Origin of the sequence: Serratia sp. M24T3 (assembly GCF_000257645.1) — a bacterium.
Lineage (GTDB): Bacteria > Pseudomonadota > Gammaproteobacteria > Enterobacterales > Enterobacteriaceae > Rouxiella.
On the sequence record NZ_AJHJ01000005.1, the window covers coordinates 139,972 to 156,193 of the forward strand.

The 16,222-nt window shown below is 48.2% G+C and carries 14 protein-coding genes and 2 tRNA genes; 8 read left to right on the plus strand and 8 right to left on the minus strand.

What is annotated here, in order from left to right; all coding sequences use genetic code 11:
- Positions 1–176: 176 nt before the first annotated feature.
- The gene (locus SPM24T3_RS06415) at positions 177–581 is read right to left on the minus strand and encodes a hypothetical protein (RefSeq protein ID WP_009635911.1); all 405 of its coding nucleotides are present in this window, start codon (positions 579–581) and stop codon (positions 177–179) included.
- 458 nt (positions 582–1,039) lie between these two features.
- On the opposite strand from SPM24T3_RS06415, the gene sufA reads away from it, so the two are divergent.
- From sufA to SPM24T3_RS06450, 7 genes are all read left to right on the plus strand, one after another.
- Positions 1,040–1,411 (plus strand): Fe-S cluster assembly scaffold SufA, encoded by a 372-nt coding sequence (gene sufA / locus SPM24T3_RS06420; RefSeq protein WP_009635912.1) that lies wholly within the window; start codon positions 1,040–1,042, stop codon positions 1,409–1,411.
- A gap of 30 nt (positions 1,412–1,441) precedes the next feature.
- Complete coding sequence (gene sufB, locus SPM24T3_RS06425) at positions 1,442–2,962, plus strand: Fe-S cluster assembly protein SufB (protein WP_009635913.1); 1,521 nt, start codon at positions 1,442–1,444, stop codon at positions 2,960–2,962.
- A 96-nt stretch (positions 2,963–3,058) separates the two neighbouring features.
- Positions 3,059–3,805 carry a Fe-S cluster assembly ATPase SufC gene (sufC, locus tag SPM24T3_RS06430; RefSeq protein WP_009635914.1) on the plus strand — a complete coding sequence of 249 codons (747 nt, stop codon included), beginning with the start codon at positions 3,059–3,061 and terminating at the stop codon, positions 3,803–3,805.
- Positions 3,780–5,081: a Fe-S cluster assembly protein SufD gene (sufD, locus tag SPM24T3_RS06435; protein WP_009635915.1), complete on the plus strand. Its 1,302-nt coding sequence runs from the start codon at positions 3,780–3,782 to the stop codon at positions 5,079–5,081. The genes sufC and sufD overlap by 26 nt, the downstream gene beginning before the upstream one ends.
- Positions 5,081–6,301 carry a cysteine desulfurase SufS gene (gene sufS, locus SPM24T3_RS06440; RefSeq protein ID WP_009635916.1) on the plus strand — a complete coding sequence of 407 codons (1,221 nt, stop codon included), beginning with the start codon at positions 5,081–5,083 and terminating at the stop codon, positions 6,299–6,301. Before sufD ends, sufS begins: the two co-directional genes overlap by 1 nt.
- A gap of 28 nt (positions 6,302–6,329) precedes the next feature.
- Positions 6,330–6,746: a cysteine desulfuration protein SufE gene (sufE, locus tag SPM24T3_RS06445; protein ID WP_009635917.1), complete on the plus strand. Its 417-nt coding sequence runs from the start codon at positions 6,330–6,332 to the stop codon at positions 6,744–6,746.
- 147 nt (positions 6,747–6,893) lie between these two features.
- Positions 6,894–7,871: a L,D-transpeptidase family protein gene (locus SPM24T3_RS06450; RefSeq protein WP_009635918.1), complete on the plus strand. Its 978-nt coding sequence runs from the start codon at positions 6,894–6,896 to the stop codon at positions 7,869–7,871.
- 264 nt (positions 7,872–8,135) lie between these two features.
- On the opposite strand, the gene SPM24T3_RS06455 is transcribed toward SPM24T3_RS06450, so the two are convergent.
- The 5 genes from SPM24T3_RS06455 to SPM24T3_RS06475 form a co-directional block, all read right to left on the minus strand.
- Positions 8,136–8,372 carry a major outer membrane lipoprotein gene (locus tag SPM24T3_RS06455; protein ID WP_009635919.1) on the minus strand — a complete coding sequence of 79 codons (237 nt, stop codon included), beginning with the start codon at positions 8,370–8,372 and terminating at the stop codon, positions 8,136–8,138.
- A 293-nt stretch (positions 8,373–8,665) separates the two neighbouring features.
- Positions 8,666–10,078, minus strand: a complete 1,413-nt coding sequence (pykF, locus tag SPM24T3_RS06460) for a pyruvate kinase PykF (RefSeq protein WP_009635920.1) — start codon at positions 10,076–10,078, stop codon at positions 8,666–8,668.
- 581 nt (positions 10,079–10,659) lie between these two features.
- Positions 10,660–10,736 (minus strand) — tRNA-Val (locus SPM24T3_RS06465).
- A 60-nt stretch (positions 10,737–10,796) separates the two neighbouring features.
- Positions 10,797–10,873 (minus strand) — tRNA-Val (locus SPM24T3_RS06470).
- A gap of 190 nt (positions 10,874–11,063) precedes the next feature.
- Entirely contained in the window at positions 11,064–12,437 is a 1,374-nt protein-coding gene (locus SPM24T3_RS06475) for an MATE family efflux transporter (RefSeq protein ID WP_009635921.1), read from the minus strand.
- A gap of 304 nt (positions 12,438–12,741) precedes the next feature.
- Here SPM24T3_RS06475 and SPM24T3_RS06480 point away from each other — a divergent pair, with 304 nt between their 5' ends.
- Complete coding sequence (locus SPM24T3_RS06480; protein ID WP_009635922.1) at positions 12,742–13,410, plus strand: riboflavin synthase; 669 nt, start codon at positions 12,742–12,744, stop codon at positions 13,408–13,410.
- 102 nt (positions 13,411–13,512) lie between these two features.
- On the opposite strand, the gene cfa is transcribed toward SPM24T3_RS06480, so the two are convergent.
- Complete coding sequence (gene cfa, locus SPM24T3_RS06485; RefSeq protein WP_009635923.1) at positions 13,513–14,664, minus strand: cyclopropane fatty acyl phospholipid synthase; 1,152 nt, start codon at positions 14,662–14,664, stop codon at positions 13,513–13,515.
- Positions 14,665–15,009: 345 nt separating this feature from the next.
- On the minus strand, positions 15,010–16,209 hold the full coding sequence (gene punC / locus SPM24T3_RS06490) for a purine nucleoside transporter PunC (RefSeq protein WP_009635924.1): 1,200 nt from the start codon (positions 16,207–16,209) through the stop codon (positions 15,010–15,012).
- Positions 16,210–16,222: the final 13 nt, after the last annotated feature.

The window sequence follows — 16,222 nt, forward strand, 5'->3', positions numbered from 1 at the left end:
TGCTAAAATAATAACCAGGGGTGAAGGAAGTAAAGGCCTTCACCCTTATTGTTTATAAGGTTAATTGTTTATTTGTAATATCCACAAATAACCGCAGAGGTTATTTCAATTAGATTCATATAAATAATAACCTGATAAACAATAAGCCTATTCCTATGGGGAGGCTTATATGTCTCTCATAGTTGAAAGGGAACTCGCTTAACAAAGTCAGTTTGAAAGGCTGTGGCTTTTTCCCAGATGCCTAACATGGCATAATACTGGCAAATCAGCTTTAAGGTGTGACGGGCGAATTGATAGCTTTGTACGTGAAACAAATCATTGCGTTCTGGGTTATTAATTTCAAAAATCAAGCGGTTATGTAGTTTACTCAGCGCGTGAAGATAGCTGTGATCGTCGCCATTTTGCAGGCAGAGATTTGCCATGTCCAGGCACAGGCTGTTGTAGCTTTTTAGCTGACTAATATCGGCTTCAGGCCTGTTTAATGCCGCGTCAGCTAAATAAAAGTCAACGGTAGCATCGCGTACACTGAATTTATATTCGTCGATTTTAGATTGAAGCCATGCATTTACCGAGTGAGCCATGAGCACATTCCGATTTGAATGATAACTATTATCATAATTAAATTAATAATATTGGCAAAATTGCCACGAATCAATGTTTTCTGAGAGATTTTTTATCCCTGTTATTTGTAGGGCTATGAGGCAAAAAGAGCCTTATTTGGCGATAGGGCAGGGGAAATACATAAATAGGTATTTCCGATGAATGTTTTGTCGTAGTAAAACATATTGGTAAAAATGCCTGCAAGAAGTCGAAAGTTAGCGCTTTTTAACAAAAAATTGACAACTTATTCAATTAGTTGATGAGGTGCCTTTTAATAGGCCTAAAATGGCGGCATCTCAGTTATGGACGTGTAGACAGCAGTTTGTCGTCCAATATCGCTATACCCTCTTAAAACAAGAGGTTGAAGTGATAGATGTAATCACTAAAATAGAGACCATAGGGTTGTCTATTAATAACCAGTTATTTACGAGGTAGACATATGCAAACTGAAAATGTCGGCACGTTCTCACTTGATGACAACGTATGGCAAGGTGTGACGCTGACTGATTCCGCTGCCAGGCAGGTCAAGACATTAGTGACTCAGGACCCGGAAGTGAAAGGGTTGCAGCTTTCAGTTAAGCAGTCCGGCTGCGCCGGTTTTGCCTATGTGCTTGATTTAACAAAGAAACCAGCCAGCGATGACTTGGTCTTTGAGCGCGATGGCGCACAGATTTTCATTCCGCTGAAAGCCATGCCTTTCATCGATGGAACTGAAGTTGATTTTGTCCGTGAAGGACTGAACCAGATCTTCAAGTTCAACAATCCAAAAGCTCAGCATGCCTGCGGGTGTGGCGAAAGTTTTGGCCTGTAATTTTCATGTAATCAAAGCGATGTAACTATTATGTCAAGAAGCAACGTAGAAGTTCCAGACAACGTGCAGTCTTGGGCTGGCGAAAAAAATAACTACAAAGAAGGTTTTTTCACCGCGCTTGAAACCGATGAACTCGCATCCGGCATCAACGAAGATGTCGTCCGTGCCATTTCCGCTAAGCGTGATGAGCCAGAGTGGATGCTTGAGTTCCGTCTGAAGGCTTTCCGTGCTTGGCTCAAAATGGATGAACCACACTGGCTTAAAGGCAAGTACACGCCTCTGGATTATCAGGATTACAGCTACTATTCTGCGCCTTCCTGTGGCAGCTGTGATGATGCCTGCGGATCTCAACCAGGAGCGACTCAGCAGTCTACTGCCGATGCATTGGCAATGCCTGCGCTCGATAAAAACTACCTGACCAGTGAAGTTGAAAAAGCCTTTGACCAGCTAGGTATCCCGGTACGTGAAGGCAAAGAAGTGGCGGTTGATGCCATTTTTGACTCCGTTTCGGTTTCTACAACCTATCGTGACAAGCTGGCGGAATCGGGTGTTATTTTCTGTTCGTTTGGTGAAGCCATTCACGACTATCCAGAGCTGGTTCAACAGTACCTTGGTACCGTAGTTCCGCCAGAAGATAACTTCTTCGCAGCGTTGAACGCGGCGGTTGCCTCTGACGGCACCTTTGTGTACATCCCGAAAGGCGTTCGCTGCCCGATGGAGCTGTCCACTTATTTCCGTATCAACGCGGCAAAAACCGGTCAGTTCGAACGTACCATTCTGATTGCCGATGAAGGCAGCTACGTGAGCTACATCGAAGGCTGTTCCGCTCCCGTACGTGACACCTATCAGCTGCACGCCGCGGTGGTTGAAGTCATTATCCTCAAAGATGCAGAAGTGAAATATTCCACCGTACAAAACTGGTTCTCAGGCAGTGAAGAGAGCAGCGGCGGTATTCTGAACTTCGTGACCAAACGCGCTATCTGCGAAGGGTCTGGCTCCAAAATGTCCTGGACCCAGTCTGAAACCGGCTCGGCGATTACCTGGAAGTATCCGAGCGTTATCCTCAAAGGTGATAACTCTGTGGGTGAATTCTTCTCTGTAGCGTTGACCAGCGGTAAGCAGCAGGCGGATACCGGCACCAAAATGATTCACATTGGTAAAAATACCAAGTCGACCATCATTGCCAAAGGTATCTCTGCCGGGCGCAGTCAAAACAGTTATCGCGGCCTGGTGAAAATTCTGCCATCCGCCGAGAATGCCCGTAACTTCACCCAATGTGACTCCATGCTGATTGGTGCAGAATGCGGTGCACACACTTTCCCGTATATCGAAGTGCGCAACAACTCTGCCCAGCTGGAACACGAAGCGACAACCTCGAAAATCGGTGAAGATCAGCTGTTCTACTGCCTGCAACGCGGGATCAGCGAAGACGATGCTATCTCAATGATCGTCAATGGTTTCTGTAAAGATGTCTTCTCAGAGCTGCCACTGGAATTCGCAGTTGAAGCGCAGAAGCTGCTGGCCATCAGTCTGGAACACAGTGTGGGTTAAAAACCTTTCCGTAGTTAAGGTTATATAAATCCTGTACTTGAAGAACAACAGAATTAGTAGAAACACGAGCGCACAGACGCACAATCAAGGATACACATGTTAAGCATTAAGAATTTGAAGGTCCGTGTTGAAGAAAAGGAAATTCTTAAAGGGCTCGATCTCGAGATCAAGCCTGGGGAAGTGCACGCGATTATGGGACCAAACGGTTCGGGTAAAAGTACACTTTCCGCTACACTTGCTGGCCGTGAAGATTATGAAGTGACTGACGGTACTGTCGAGTTCAACGGTAAAGATCTTCTGGAGCTGGATCCTGAAGACCGCGCTGGCGAAGGCGTATTTATGGCGTTTCAATACCCGGTTGAAATCCCTGGCGTCACCAACAACTTTTTCCTGCAAACTGCGGTAAACGCAGTGCGTAAATATCGTGAACAGCCTCCGATGGACCGTTTTGATTTCGCCGATTTCATGGACGAAAAAATCGAGTTGCTGAAAATGCCTGCCGACTTGCTTACTCGTTCTGTGAACGTTGGCTTCTCCGGTGGTGAGAAAAAGCGTAACGATATTCTGCAGATGGCGGCTCTGGAGCCAAGCCTGTGTATTCTGGATGAAACAGACTCCGGTCTGGACATCGATGCTTTGAAAACCGTTGCCAACGGCGTTAACGCTCTGCGCGATGGCAAACGTGCATTTATCATTGTGACCCACTACCAGCGTATTCTCGACTATATCAAACCTGATTTCGTCCATGTGCTGTCTCAGGGCCGCATCGTAAAATCTGGCGATTTCAGTTTGGTTAAACAGTTAGAGGAGCAGGGCTATGGCTGGCTTACCGACGAAGAGTAATGCACCCGCAGCCGGTAGCTCGCATGCTATGCAGCAGTTTTACCGTCTGTTTGAAAGCCTGGGTGGCGAGCAGTCTTCCCATGCCCACAACCACTGGCAGCAAGTTTTGCGCCTCGGTTTTCCGCATGCGAAAATGGAAGACTGGAAATACACACCGGTTGCTCCGTTATTAGGCAATCAGTTCTTCTTACCGGAAGAACAGGACCTGTCCGCCGAGGCTCTGAAAGAGCTGGCATTGCCGATTGATGCCTATCGACTGGTGTTTATTGACGGACGTTTCAGCCCGCAGCTGAGTGACTCTGCTACTGGCGATTTCGAGATTGAAAAGCTGACACCGGCTATTCAGCAAACGCTTCCAGAAGCTATCGAATCAGAAGTTTTCCTGCATCTGACCGAAAGTCTGGCCCAGCACGGTCTTAAGATCCGCCTGCCGAAAGGCAAGCAGGCCGAGAAGGCGCTATATTTGCTGCACATCAGCAGCGGTCGCGATAAGTCTCGTGAAATCAATACCGTACATCACCGTTATCATCTTGAAATTGAGAGCGGTGCCAACGCTGAAGTTATTGAGCATTACGTTAGCCTGAACGAGCTGGGGCATTTTACCGGTGCACGTTTGACGGCGAACATTGGCGATAACGCCACACTAAGCCACTACAAGCTGTCATTCGAAAGTCAGGCAAGTTATCACTTTGCCCACAATGACCTGACTATCGGTCGTGATGCCAATGTGACCAGCAACAGCTTCCTGTTGGGCGCCGGGCTAACTCGTCATCACACCAGTGCTCGTCACAATGGTGAAGGCAGTAACCTGAACATGAACAGCCTGCTGCTGCCAATGGATTCAGAACTGGCTGACACCCGTACTTATCTCGAGCACAACAAAGGCTATTGCAACAGTCATCAGTTGCACAAGGTTATCGTTAACGATAAAGCCAAAGCGGTGTTCAACGGTATGATTTACGTCGCGAAAGACGCAATCAAGACCGATGGCAAGATGACTAACAACAATTTGCTGCTCAGTGACAAGGCAGAAGTTGACACCAAGCCGCAGCTGGTTATCTGGGCTGACGATGTCAAATGCGGTCACGGTGCGACTATCGGTCGTATGGATGAAGAGCAACTGTTCTATCTGCGCGCCCGTGGGATTAACGCTTTTGACGCACGTAACATGATCATTTTCGCTTTTGCTGCAGAACTTACAGAAGCGATTGAAAATGAAACATTGCGCAAAATCGTCATTGCACGCATTGCAGGCCGATTGAATCGAGGTGAGTAATGAGTTTTCCACTGGAACGAGTGCGTAAAGATTTCCCTCTGCTGAGCCGTGAAGTTAACGGCCAGCCTCTGGCTTACCTGGACAGCGCCGCTAGCGCGCAAAAACCACGTCAAGTCATTGAGCGCGAGAGCGAATTCTATCAGCACGACTATGCCGCAGTGCACCGTGGAATTCATACTCTCAGCGTTGAAGCCACCGAGCAGATGGAAAACGTTCGCAAGCAGGCCGCCGCATTTATTAATGCGGCATCTGCCGAAGAAATCGTGTTTGTGAAAGGCACGACGGAAGCGATCAATCTGGTTGCCAACACTTTTGGCCGCACCAAGCTTTCTGCGGGCGATCGCATCATCATTACCGAGATGGAGCATCACGCCAACATCGTGCCATGGCAGATGATCGCCCAGGAGCGCGGGCTGCATATCGATATCTGGCACCTGACGCCGGAAGGCGAGCTGGATATGGCTCAGTTCGCGTCACTGTTGACTCCACAAACCAAGCTATTGGCGTTGGCGCACGTTTCCAATGTTTTAGGCACGCGCAACCCTATTGAAACAATTATTCCTCAGGCGAAAGCCGCTGGTTTATATGTGCTGGTAGATGGCGCGCAGGCGGTAATGCATCACAAGGTTGATGTGCAGGCGCTGGATTGCGACTTTTATGTCTTCTCGGGCCATAAGCTTTATGGACCAACCGGAATCGGCATTCTCTACGGCAAAGCTGCACTGCTTGATGAAATGCCACCGTGGGAAGGCGGCGGTTCGATGATCAAGCATGTTAGCCTGACCGAAGGCACCACCTATGTGAAAGCGCCTTGGCGTTTTGAAGCGGGTTCACCGAACACGGGTGGCATGATTGGTCTGGGCGCGGCGTTTGACTATGTCAACGAGCTGGGTCTGGATGCCATTCATGAATACGAGTCGGCGCTAATGAGCTACGCGCTTGAGGCGATGGCCGATATCCCGGATATCCATATCTATGGTCCGGCCATTCGTTCTGGCGTAATTGCGTTTAATCTCGGCAAGCATCACGCTTATGATGTAGGCAGCTTTCTCGACCAGTATGGCATTGCTATCCGCACCGGACACCACTGCGCTATGCCACTGATGTCATTCTTTGGCGTACCGGCAATGTGCCGTGCTTCTCTTGCTATGTATAACACTCGCGAAGAAGTTGACCGCTTGGTTGCAGGGCTAAAACGTATTAGTCTGCTGCTGGGTTAACGATACGCAAAAAGCAGGATGGTTTTTTATGGCAAATTTGCCAGACAAGCAAAAGTTAGTGAAAAATTTTTCCCGGTGCCCGAACTGGGAAGAGAAATATCTATACGTGATCGAGCTTGGCGCGCTGTTAGCGCCGTTAAGCGATGAAAATCGACAGGCGCAGAATCTGATCTCTGGCTGTCAAAGCCAGGTATGGATTGTGATGCACGCCGCTGAAAATGGCCAGGTGGAGTTTGCCGGTGACAGCGATGCTGCAATCGTTAAAGGCTTGCTGGCGATAGTGTTTAGCCTGTATCACGGCTTGACGGCTGAAGAAATTGTTGCGCTCGACGTTCGTCCATTCTTTGGCGAGCTTGAGCTTAGCCAGCATCTGACTCCATCCCGTTCGCAGGGACTGGAAGCGATGATCCGCGCTATCCGTGCCAAAGCAACGGTCATGGGCTAAGCCTGTCTGACCTCTGTGATAGCTCGGTTCATTAGGAATGTTCTGCTAATGAGTCGGGCTAGTTCTTGATGCTTTCCTATTCTCGCAAAATAAACGACCCTTGAGATGATAACTTTGGGTTAATAATCGAGAAGAACAGGAACTAGCATGAAACTAACTTTGTCCCTGATGGGAATACTTTTCGCTACTACGCTTACTGCCGGAATCAGCGCCGCTCACGCCGCCGAATACCCTCTCCCGCCTGACGATAGCCGCCTGATTGGCGAAAATACCACATATGTTGTGCCTAATGATGGCAAGCCGCTCGAAGCCGTTGCCGCCAAATATCAAATTGGACTGATTGCCATGCTTGAGGCAAATCCGGGCGTCGATCCGCTGTTACCAAAGCCTGGTACCGTATTAACTATCCCCAGCCAGATGCTTTTGCCCGCGACAAAACGCGAGGGTATTGTGATTAATCTGGCTGAATTACGCCTTTACTATTACCCGAAGGGGGAAAATAAGGTGGTGGTTTACCCTATTGGTATTGGCCAGTTGGGGCGTAGTACGCCGGAAATGGTAACCTCAGTCAGCCAGAAAATTCCAAATCCAACGTGGACACCGACGCCGAATATACGCAAAATCTACCTTAAAGAGCAGGGCATTACCTTACCTGGCGTTGTCCCTGCCGGGCCGGAAAATCCAATGGGTCTTTTCGCGATGCGTCTCGCTGCGGGTCAGGGGCATTACTTGATCCATGGCACAAATGCCAATTTCGGGATTGGTATGCGCGTTAGCTCTGGCTGCATTCGCCTGCGTCCTGATGATATCGAAGCGCTGTTTAAAAGCGTACCGAAAGGCACCCGTGTTCAGGTGATCAATCAGCCGATTAAGTTTGATGTTGAGCCCGACGGCAAACGCTATGTCGAGGTACATCAGCCGTTATCTCACACCGAGAAAGACGATCCGCAGACCATGCCGATTGCGTTGAACGCGGCATTAAAAAAATTTAAAGCCGATCACGCAACCAATAAAGATGTGCTGACTGACGCGATTACGCGCCGTTCTGGAATGCCGGTGATTGTGAACCAGGGTTCAGCGGATGTGAACAAGCCGCCTGTAGCTGAGTCGATCTCATCTCTTTAAGGCTTTTAGCGTGTTTTTATAAACCAGTAAGACGCTGATAAGCGATTTATAAGACATTAATGCCCTCTAAACGCCACCAAAACGATTTGGTGGCGTTTTTATTTGAAAGTGCAAGCGACAGTGAAGGTGGGATTTAAGTGGTTTAAGAAGCGATATAGAGACGTTAAGGCGTTTTAATGAAAACGGGAAGGCAGAATAAATCGGGGAATGTACAAGTAAAAAAAATGGCGCACAATGTGCGCCATTTCACTATGAGAAGTAATATTACTTCTTGTAAGCGTGAGCTTGGTTGTCAAGACGTTGGTTAGCGCGTGCTGCGTCGTCTTTGGCTGCTTGGGTGTCAGCTTTAACTGCTGCAACGTCGTTGCTCAACTGATCAACTTTAGAGTTCAAAGTTGAAACGTCAGAAGACAGTTGGTCGATTTTTGCATTGCTTGAACAACCAGCCAGCAAAGTAGAACCCAGGATTACTGCGCCCAGTACCAGTTTAGTGCGATTCATTATAAAACCCTCTAGATTAAGTTAATCTCCATGTAGCGATACAAGTATTACACAAACCTTTTTCTAATGAGAATAAATTTTTACCCCCAAATGCTTTATTTTGTTCATTCGCTCAAAGAAGCATCTTTTTTTACATAAAAGTTGAAAAACGTTATCTAAAACAGGCTGATTCCATGAGACTTGTCCCATTTTCAGAACATCGTATTTGACAAGGTTTTCTTAAAATTTCTGAAAAAAGATAAAAAAAAACGCCACATCAGGTGGCGTTTTTTAATTGCTTAACGATATATCTGTTACAGCGTATGCACAGAAGAGGTGTTTGTGGTGCCGCTTGGAACCAAAGCACCAGAAACCATAACCACTTTGTCGCCTTTTTGCGCCAGGCCACTTTCGAGTGCAGCTTCTTTACCAATGCGGTAGAAATCGTCAGTTGACGCGATTTCTTTAACCAGTTGGGTGATTACACCCTTGGTCAAGATCAACTGACGAGCAGTCACTTCATTGGTGGTCAGTGCGAGGATCAGCGCGTTAGGGAAGTACTTACGCACGGCAATGGCTGATTTACCGCCATTGGTCGCTACGACGATCAGTGGAGCGTCCAGCTTTTCGGCCATTTCTACTGCACCGCGGCAAACAGCTTCGGTGATGCGCAGTTTACGGCTGTCGTTCTGACCATCGATACGGCTCGGCATTACGCGATCGGTACGTTCGCAAATGGTTGCCATGATAGTGACGGCTTCCAGCGGATACTTACCTTTGGCGCTTTCACCTGACAGCATCACGGCGTCAGTGCCGTCGATGATGGCGTTAGCCACGTCACCAGCTTCTGCACGGGTAGGGCGCGGGTTTTTGATCATAGAATCGAGCATTTGCGTCGCGGTAATAACCACTTTGCGCGCACGGTTACATTTCTCGATCATCATTTTCTGCGCGAAAATAACTTCTTCAACCGGGATTTCAACGCCCAGGTCGCCACGAGCAACCATGATGCCGTCTGAAGCTTCGAGGATTTCATCGAAGTTGTTCAGACCTTCCTGGTTTTCGATTTTAGAGATAATCTGAATGTGCTCGCCGCCGTGCGTTTTCAGATGCTCACGAATTTCGATAACGTCAGAACGTTTGCGAATGAAAGAAGCAGCAACGAAATCGACGCCCTGTTCACAACCGAAAATCAGGTCGCGTTTGTCTTTCTCGGCCAGTGCAGGCAGAGCGATAGAAACGCCCGGCAGGTTAACGCCTTTGTTTTCGCCCAGGTCGCCGTTGTTCAGGACTTTACAGGTTACTTCATTATCAGTGACGTGGGTGACTTCCATACCGATTAGACCATCGTCTACCAGTACGGTATTGCCAACTTTCAGGTCGGCTGCAAAACCACTGTAGGTAACGGCAACGCGTTCGTTATTACCGATTACGCTCTGGTCAGTGGTGAAAACGAAAGTCTGACCGGCAACCAGAGAGGCGTCTTTGCCGCCTTCAAGCTTGATAGTGCGGATTTCCGGGCCTTTGGTATCCAGCAGGATGCCTGCTTTCTTGCCGGTTTTTTCCATGACGTTGCGGATATTCTTGATGCGCTGACCGTGCTCTTCATAATCACCGTGAGAAAAGTTTAAACGCATGACGTTCATACCTGCATCAAGCAGTTTAGTCAGCATCTCTTCGGATTCAGTTTTTGGTCCGATAGTACAAACAATTTTAGTCTTTTTCATGACGATTTTTTCTACAAGTTGTGATGGATAGGATAAGAGTGCGCATGGCGGCAAGGCGGTCACCGTCCGCGCTGAATGGATTTACGACCTGGTTTTGGAAACGCTTCAGTTTGAATAAAACATTACTAAGAATAGGCGAGTACGGCAGAAATGTTGTGTAAAGTTCGACGGGCACAAAGATATCTGGACGAGTTTTAATCGTTTCAGTAGTTAAAACACTTGTTTTATGACGATATCGATAGATCAAGGGGCTGAATCCATTCAATCTAAGAAACTGTGCCAGTTTTTGTTACTGCTAGTATAGAGGGTAGGAGGGGGGTAAACCAAACAAAAATTCGCAGGATGCGCAATAAAGCGAGTTTGACTGCGCCTTTGTTGCGCAATTAATCAGAAATAATAGGCGTTCGCTTATAAGGTGTTTTCAGGCATTAACAAATGGAAATTGGCGGTAACATTGGGCGCGAATTTAAACCAGGTAAGGATCTGAAAATTATTAAACGAAAGGCTGAAAGTTTCGGTTGGGGTGATAAGAGAGACGAGTGACTTGGAAAAGTGATGAAGAACTGCCTGGAAGTTTGCTTTGGTGCGTCCGAGTGAACTCGAATCACCGACCCCCACCATGTCAAGGTGGTGCTCTAACCAACTGAGCTACGGACGCACATCAAAATGCAAATTACAACGTAGATTCAAGACTGCGATAGCCTGGATTCTGCAGATTTGGTGCGTCCGAGTGAACTCGAATCACCGACCCCCACCATGTCAAGGTGGTGCTCTAACCAACTGAGCTACGGACGCATCGTTATCTCTGCCTGCCAGTGTGGCAGCGGGGACGAATATTAACGACCTACCGGATTACTGGCAAGGGAAAAAATGCATTTTATTGACATAATGCGTTTGATTGGTGAGCTAACGCTCATTGCGTTGATTTTTTGCACATTAACGGCGGCGCGCTGCCTAAAAACAGCGCACCGTGTTGAATTGAAAACTAGCGCCCTGCGCGTTGTAATATCGAAAACGATGACTGTTTTTGTATCCAGCGCATCCGTAATGACATCATGGTGGCGGCAAAAGTCAGGCCGATAATAAATCCGCACCAAAATCCGCTTGGCCCCATGGCGGGAACCAGATAATCCGTTAATGCCAACAGGTAGCCAATCGGCAAGCCCAGAATCCAGTAGGCGGTGAAAGTAATATAGAAAATAGAACGCGTGTCTTTATAGCCGCGCAACACGCCGCTGCTTATCACCTGTACTGCATCTGAAATCTGGAAGATGGCTGCAAACAGCATCAGGTGAGAGGCTAAGCTGATTACTTCGGGGTTATCGTTGTACAGCCGCGCGATGTGGACGCGAAACACTACGGCGGCGCTGGCAATGAAACACGCCATCACAATACCCGTGGCGATGCTGGTGTAAGCCGAAACTTTTGCCGCTGCAGGATTGGACTCCCCAAGCCGTGATCCGACGCGAATAGTTGCTGACACTCCCAACGATAGCGGCACGACAAACATCAGCGAGCCGACATTGAGCGCAATTTGATGGCTTGCCACCGCTACAATGCCCAGTGGGGAAACCAGCAGGGCAACTACGGCAAATAGCGTCACCTCGAAAAATAGCGCCAACGCTACCGGTAAACCCAGCTGTGCCAGACGTTTTAACACCGTCCAGTCAGGTTTGGCGAAAGATTTTGTGGCGACGATATCTTTCATCCAATAGGCGCGTTTGGTGTAGATGCGCATCATGATAAACATCACCCAATACACCGTCCCCGTTGCCACACCACAGCCTACTCCACCGAGTGCAGGGGCACCAAACTTGCCGTAAATAAAAATATAGTTAACAGGAATATTAACCAGCAGTCCGATAAACCCGAACACCATGCCCGGTTTGGTTTTTGACAGACCTTCGCACTGATCGCGCAACACCTGAAAGAACAGGTAGCCTGGCGCGCCCCACATAATGGCGCGCAGATAGCCGATGGCTTTTTCTTTCAGCAGCGGATCGATATTGTGCATCAGGCCAATAATGTGGTCACAGTGATAAATGACTACCATGACCAGCAGTGAAACGGCGGCGGCCAGCCAAAAGCCCTGCTGCACCTGATCGCCAATCTTGTCACGACGGCCCGCGCCGTTCAGATGTGCCACGGTTGGGGTTAAAGATAATAAAAGTCCGTGACCAAACAATATGGCAGGAAGCCATATTGATGTGCCGACGGCAACTGCAGCCATATCGGTTGCGCTGACCGAGCCTGCCATGATGGTGTCGACAACACCCATCGAGGTTTGTGCAATTTGAGCCAGGATAACGGGGATCGCGAGAGCCAATAAACTACGCGCTTCTGTAAGGTACTTCTGCACGCATTACACCTTTTTATAATGTTGAATAAACCAAAAACGCCACCCGAGGGTGACGATAATATAGTGAGAAATTGCTGAAAGATTGTACCTTGTCAGGTTTTTTTAGCAAATTGCATGGTTATATTTTGAGAACTATCAATCAGCTGAGATAAGTCTCTATTGATTTTTTATGAACGCCGCGGCAGTGCCGAAGGTGTGCAGATGTGCTGTGAGGCCTGATTAGAGTTTGGTTTTCCTAAGGATCTACGGCAAACTTATCAATATTATGAATTGCGATAATTTTTAAATTTGCGAGGCGCGCCTAATGTTTACCGGAATAGTGCAGGGCAGAGGCACAGTTGTGTCAATTGATGAAAAACCTAATTTCAGAACTCACGTGGTGCAAATGCCCGTGGAAATGCTGCCTAACCTGGCGTTGGGGGCTTCAGTAGCTCATAACGGCTGCTGCCTGACGGTAACAAAAGTAGAGGGCTCCCTGGTAAGTTTTGATCTGATTAAAGAAACCCTGCGCTTGACCAATCTCGGCGATCTGAAAGAGGGGGACGAGGTCAATCTGGAGCGCGCTGCCAGCTTTAATGATGAAATTGGCGGCCATTTGATGTCCGGCCATATTGTTTGTACTGCAGAAGTGCAAAAGATCCTGTTGTCGGAAAATAATCGCCAAATCTGGTTCCGCATGCCTCACCCGGAATACATGAAATATATTCTGCACAAAGGTTATATCGGCATCGACGGCATCAGCCTGACGGTGGGCGAGGTGACACCTACTCGCTTCTGCGTGCACCTGATCCCCGAGACGCTGGAGCGCACTACGCTGGGCACCAAACGCTTGGGCGATAAAATCAATATTGAGATTGACCCTCAAACCCAGGCGATCGTCGACACCGTTGAGCGCGTACTTGCCAGCCGTGAAGCTGCACAGGCAGCCGCTGCGGCATTAGCTGAACAGCAGCCGAAAGAAGATTTTCTCTGAGATAAGCTACCTGAACAGCAGTGAAATATAGCGATTAAAAAAAGCCGGAAACAGTTCACCTGTTTTCGGCTTTTTAGCATATAAACTTTGTCGTCACAGCGCTTATCGCGGCACGCGAATACCGCCGTCAACGCCATTCGGGCTAAGAACCACTTGCCACAGCTGAATATCACGCGCGCGGAATGCACCGGCGCAAGCATTCAGATAATAGCTGAACATACGGTGGAAACGGCCGGTATAGTTATCGGCAATAGTCGGCCAAGCCTGCAGGAAACGTTCATACCACGCCATCAGAGTGCGATCATAGTCCGCCCCGATATTGTGCCAGTCTTCCATCACGAACAGCCCTTCAGTGTGTTGGGCAATATGTTTTACCGATGGCAGGCAGCCATTCGGGAAAATATATTTATCAATCCACGGATCGACGTTCAGATCAGTTTTATTGGCACCGATGGTGTGCAGCAGGAAGAGACCTTCCGGTTTGAGATTACGTTTTACCACGTTGAAATAGGTCTGGTAGTTTTTAGGCCCAACGTGTTCGAACATCCCGACCGAGACAATGCGGTCAAACTGGTCATTGAGATCACGATAGTCTTGCAGCAAAATGGTCACGTCAAGGCCTTCGCAACGCTGCTGAGCCATCTTTTGCTGTTCTGCCGAGATAGTGACGCCAAATACGCTAACGCCATAATGCCGGGCAGCATATTCCGCCAGCCCCCCCCATCCACAGCCAATATCAAGCAGGCGTTGCCCGGGCTGAAGCTGAAGTTTATCGCAGATCATTTTCAATTTGGCTTCTTGAGCCTGTTCAAGCGTCGTGGCGTCTTTCCAGTATCCGCAAGAATATTGCATATACGGGTCAAGCATTTTGCTGAACAGGTCGTTGCCGAGGTCATAATGTTCTTTACCGACGATCCAGGCGCGTTTTCTGGATTGCAGGTTAGTCAGTCTTGCCGCAGCGATGCGCAGCGTGTCCTTCAAATGATGCGGAAGCTTGCTTTCCAGCCCGGCGGCGACAACACGCTGGAAGAAAATGTCGAGTCTTTCACATTCCCACCAACCGTCCATGTAACTTTCGCCGAGACCGAGAGAACCTTCCTGCAGGACGCGCTTAAAGAAATCGGGATTTTTAACGGTAATGTCAAAAGGGCGGGTTCCATTAACCTCAATGCCAGCCATAGTTAACATTTCGCTCGCGATTCGGTACCACTGATTATCTTGAATACTCAGGTCTTCTACACACGATGAACTCATAGCTTCTCCATCACTTTCTCTTCTGACTTATTAACCTGCTTAAAAAGCGTCGGCTATCGGCAGGTCTAATGAGAACAGACGGGTAACCCGCCTTATCTGATATATGACTATGAACAGAGGAAAATACAGAGGACACCTGACGAATATTCGCCGCGGTGAAACATCCTTGCACTATTAAATGTGACGCGTTACCCGCGCCCAAAAGTTACTTGTGATAAAAGTTTTGTAAAAGTGTTATTTTGTTATGTTGAATTGAGTATAAGCTCGACAGCGCCCATTCTCAATATTAAATCGTAACAGGCGCATATATTGTTCAAGTTATTGTAACGCAGGGTATTATTTCAATCAGTTAGCATGCTTTGCTTCTGGATGTCCAGACTTCTGTTCTTTGGCTGAACGCGCCACCAACCAATAACCTATTCCAACCAAAATTACCGTTGTCAGCATTACCGTGACTGTGGAAACCAATGGCTGTTCGATAAAAGTCGAAACCAGCATGCTCGATAAAAAACACAATCCCAACTGCATGGTATTCTGCAACGCAGCTGCCTTTCCTGTATTGGCAGGAAATGTCATTAATGCATTGGCAACGACAATTGGGTAACTGGCACCATTAACCAATGCCATAAAGCAGAATGGAATAAGTAATCCCGTTAGCGTCGCCTGCGTTAAGGTTGCAATTAAATATAGTGAAATAACGCTAAAAGCATAGCCGAATAAAAGCCAGGGTAGCAGTCGAGAGCCATCAATTTTGGCGATCAACATACGGCAGCCGTAACCACCGAATAAAAATGCAATGGTTTGAGGCACATAGCTGAGCCCTATTGCCGATGGGCCATACCCCATATTGCTTAAAATAAACGGCGAACCGGTGAGCCAGGCAAAAAATCCAGCCGAACTTGCTGCATAAATCAGTACGTTACCGCTATACACTGGCGATGTGAGCATTGCCGCAAGCCCGCTTTGTGGCTGAGATTGCTGTGCAGCCGTTTTGCGCGATTCTTTTAATGTCAAAGTAAAGAACAGCAGCAGCGCGCCGATCACTAGCAGCAAGGCAAATATAACCCGCCAATTGAAATGATTAAGCACATAGGCGCCGACTAGCGGGGCTAGAGCTGGAGAGAGCGCCACCAGCGGCATGATACTGGCAAAGGTGCGCTTGGCTACCTCAGAAGAGTAGCGATCTACGACGAGAGCCTGCCAGCTCACCGCCGCTGCACAAACGCCGACTGCCTGTAAAAAACGCAGCACCAGTAACAGTTCGCTACTCTGTACCCAAATCATCCCCAGACAGCTCATTGAGAACAGGCCCAGCCCGCTCAGCAAGATCGGGCGGCGGCCAAAACGATCCGACAACGGGCCCCAAAACAGCTGAGCGACGGCAAAACCGCCAAGGAAAATGCTCAGGCTTGAGCTTATGGCGCTGGCTGAGGTTGCCAGGCTTTCCTGCATGCTGCCAAATGCGGGCAAATACATATCGGTGGCTAAAAAGCCAAGCATGCTCAAGCCGGCAAGATAAAGTAAAAATCCAAATGAGGGTTTCATGATGTTCTCTTAT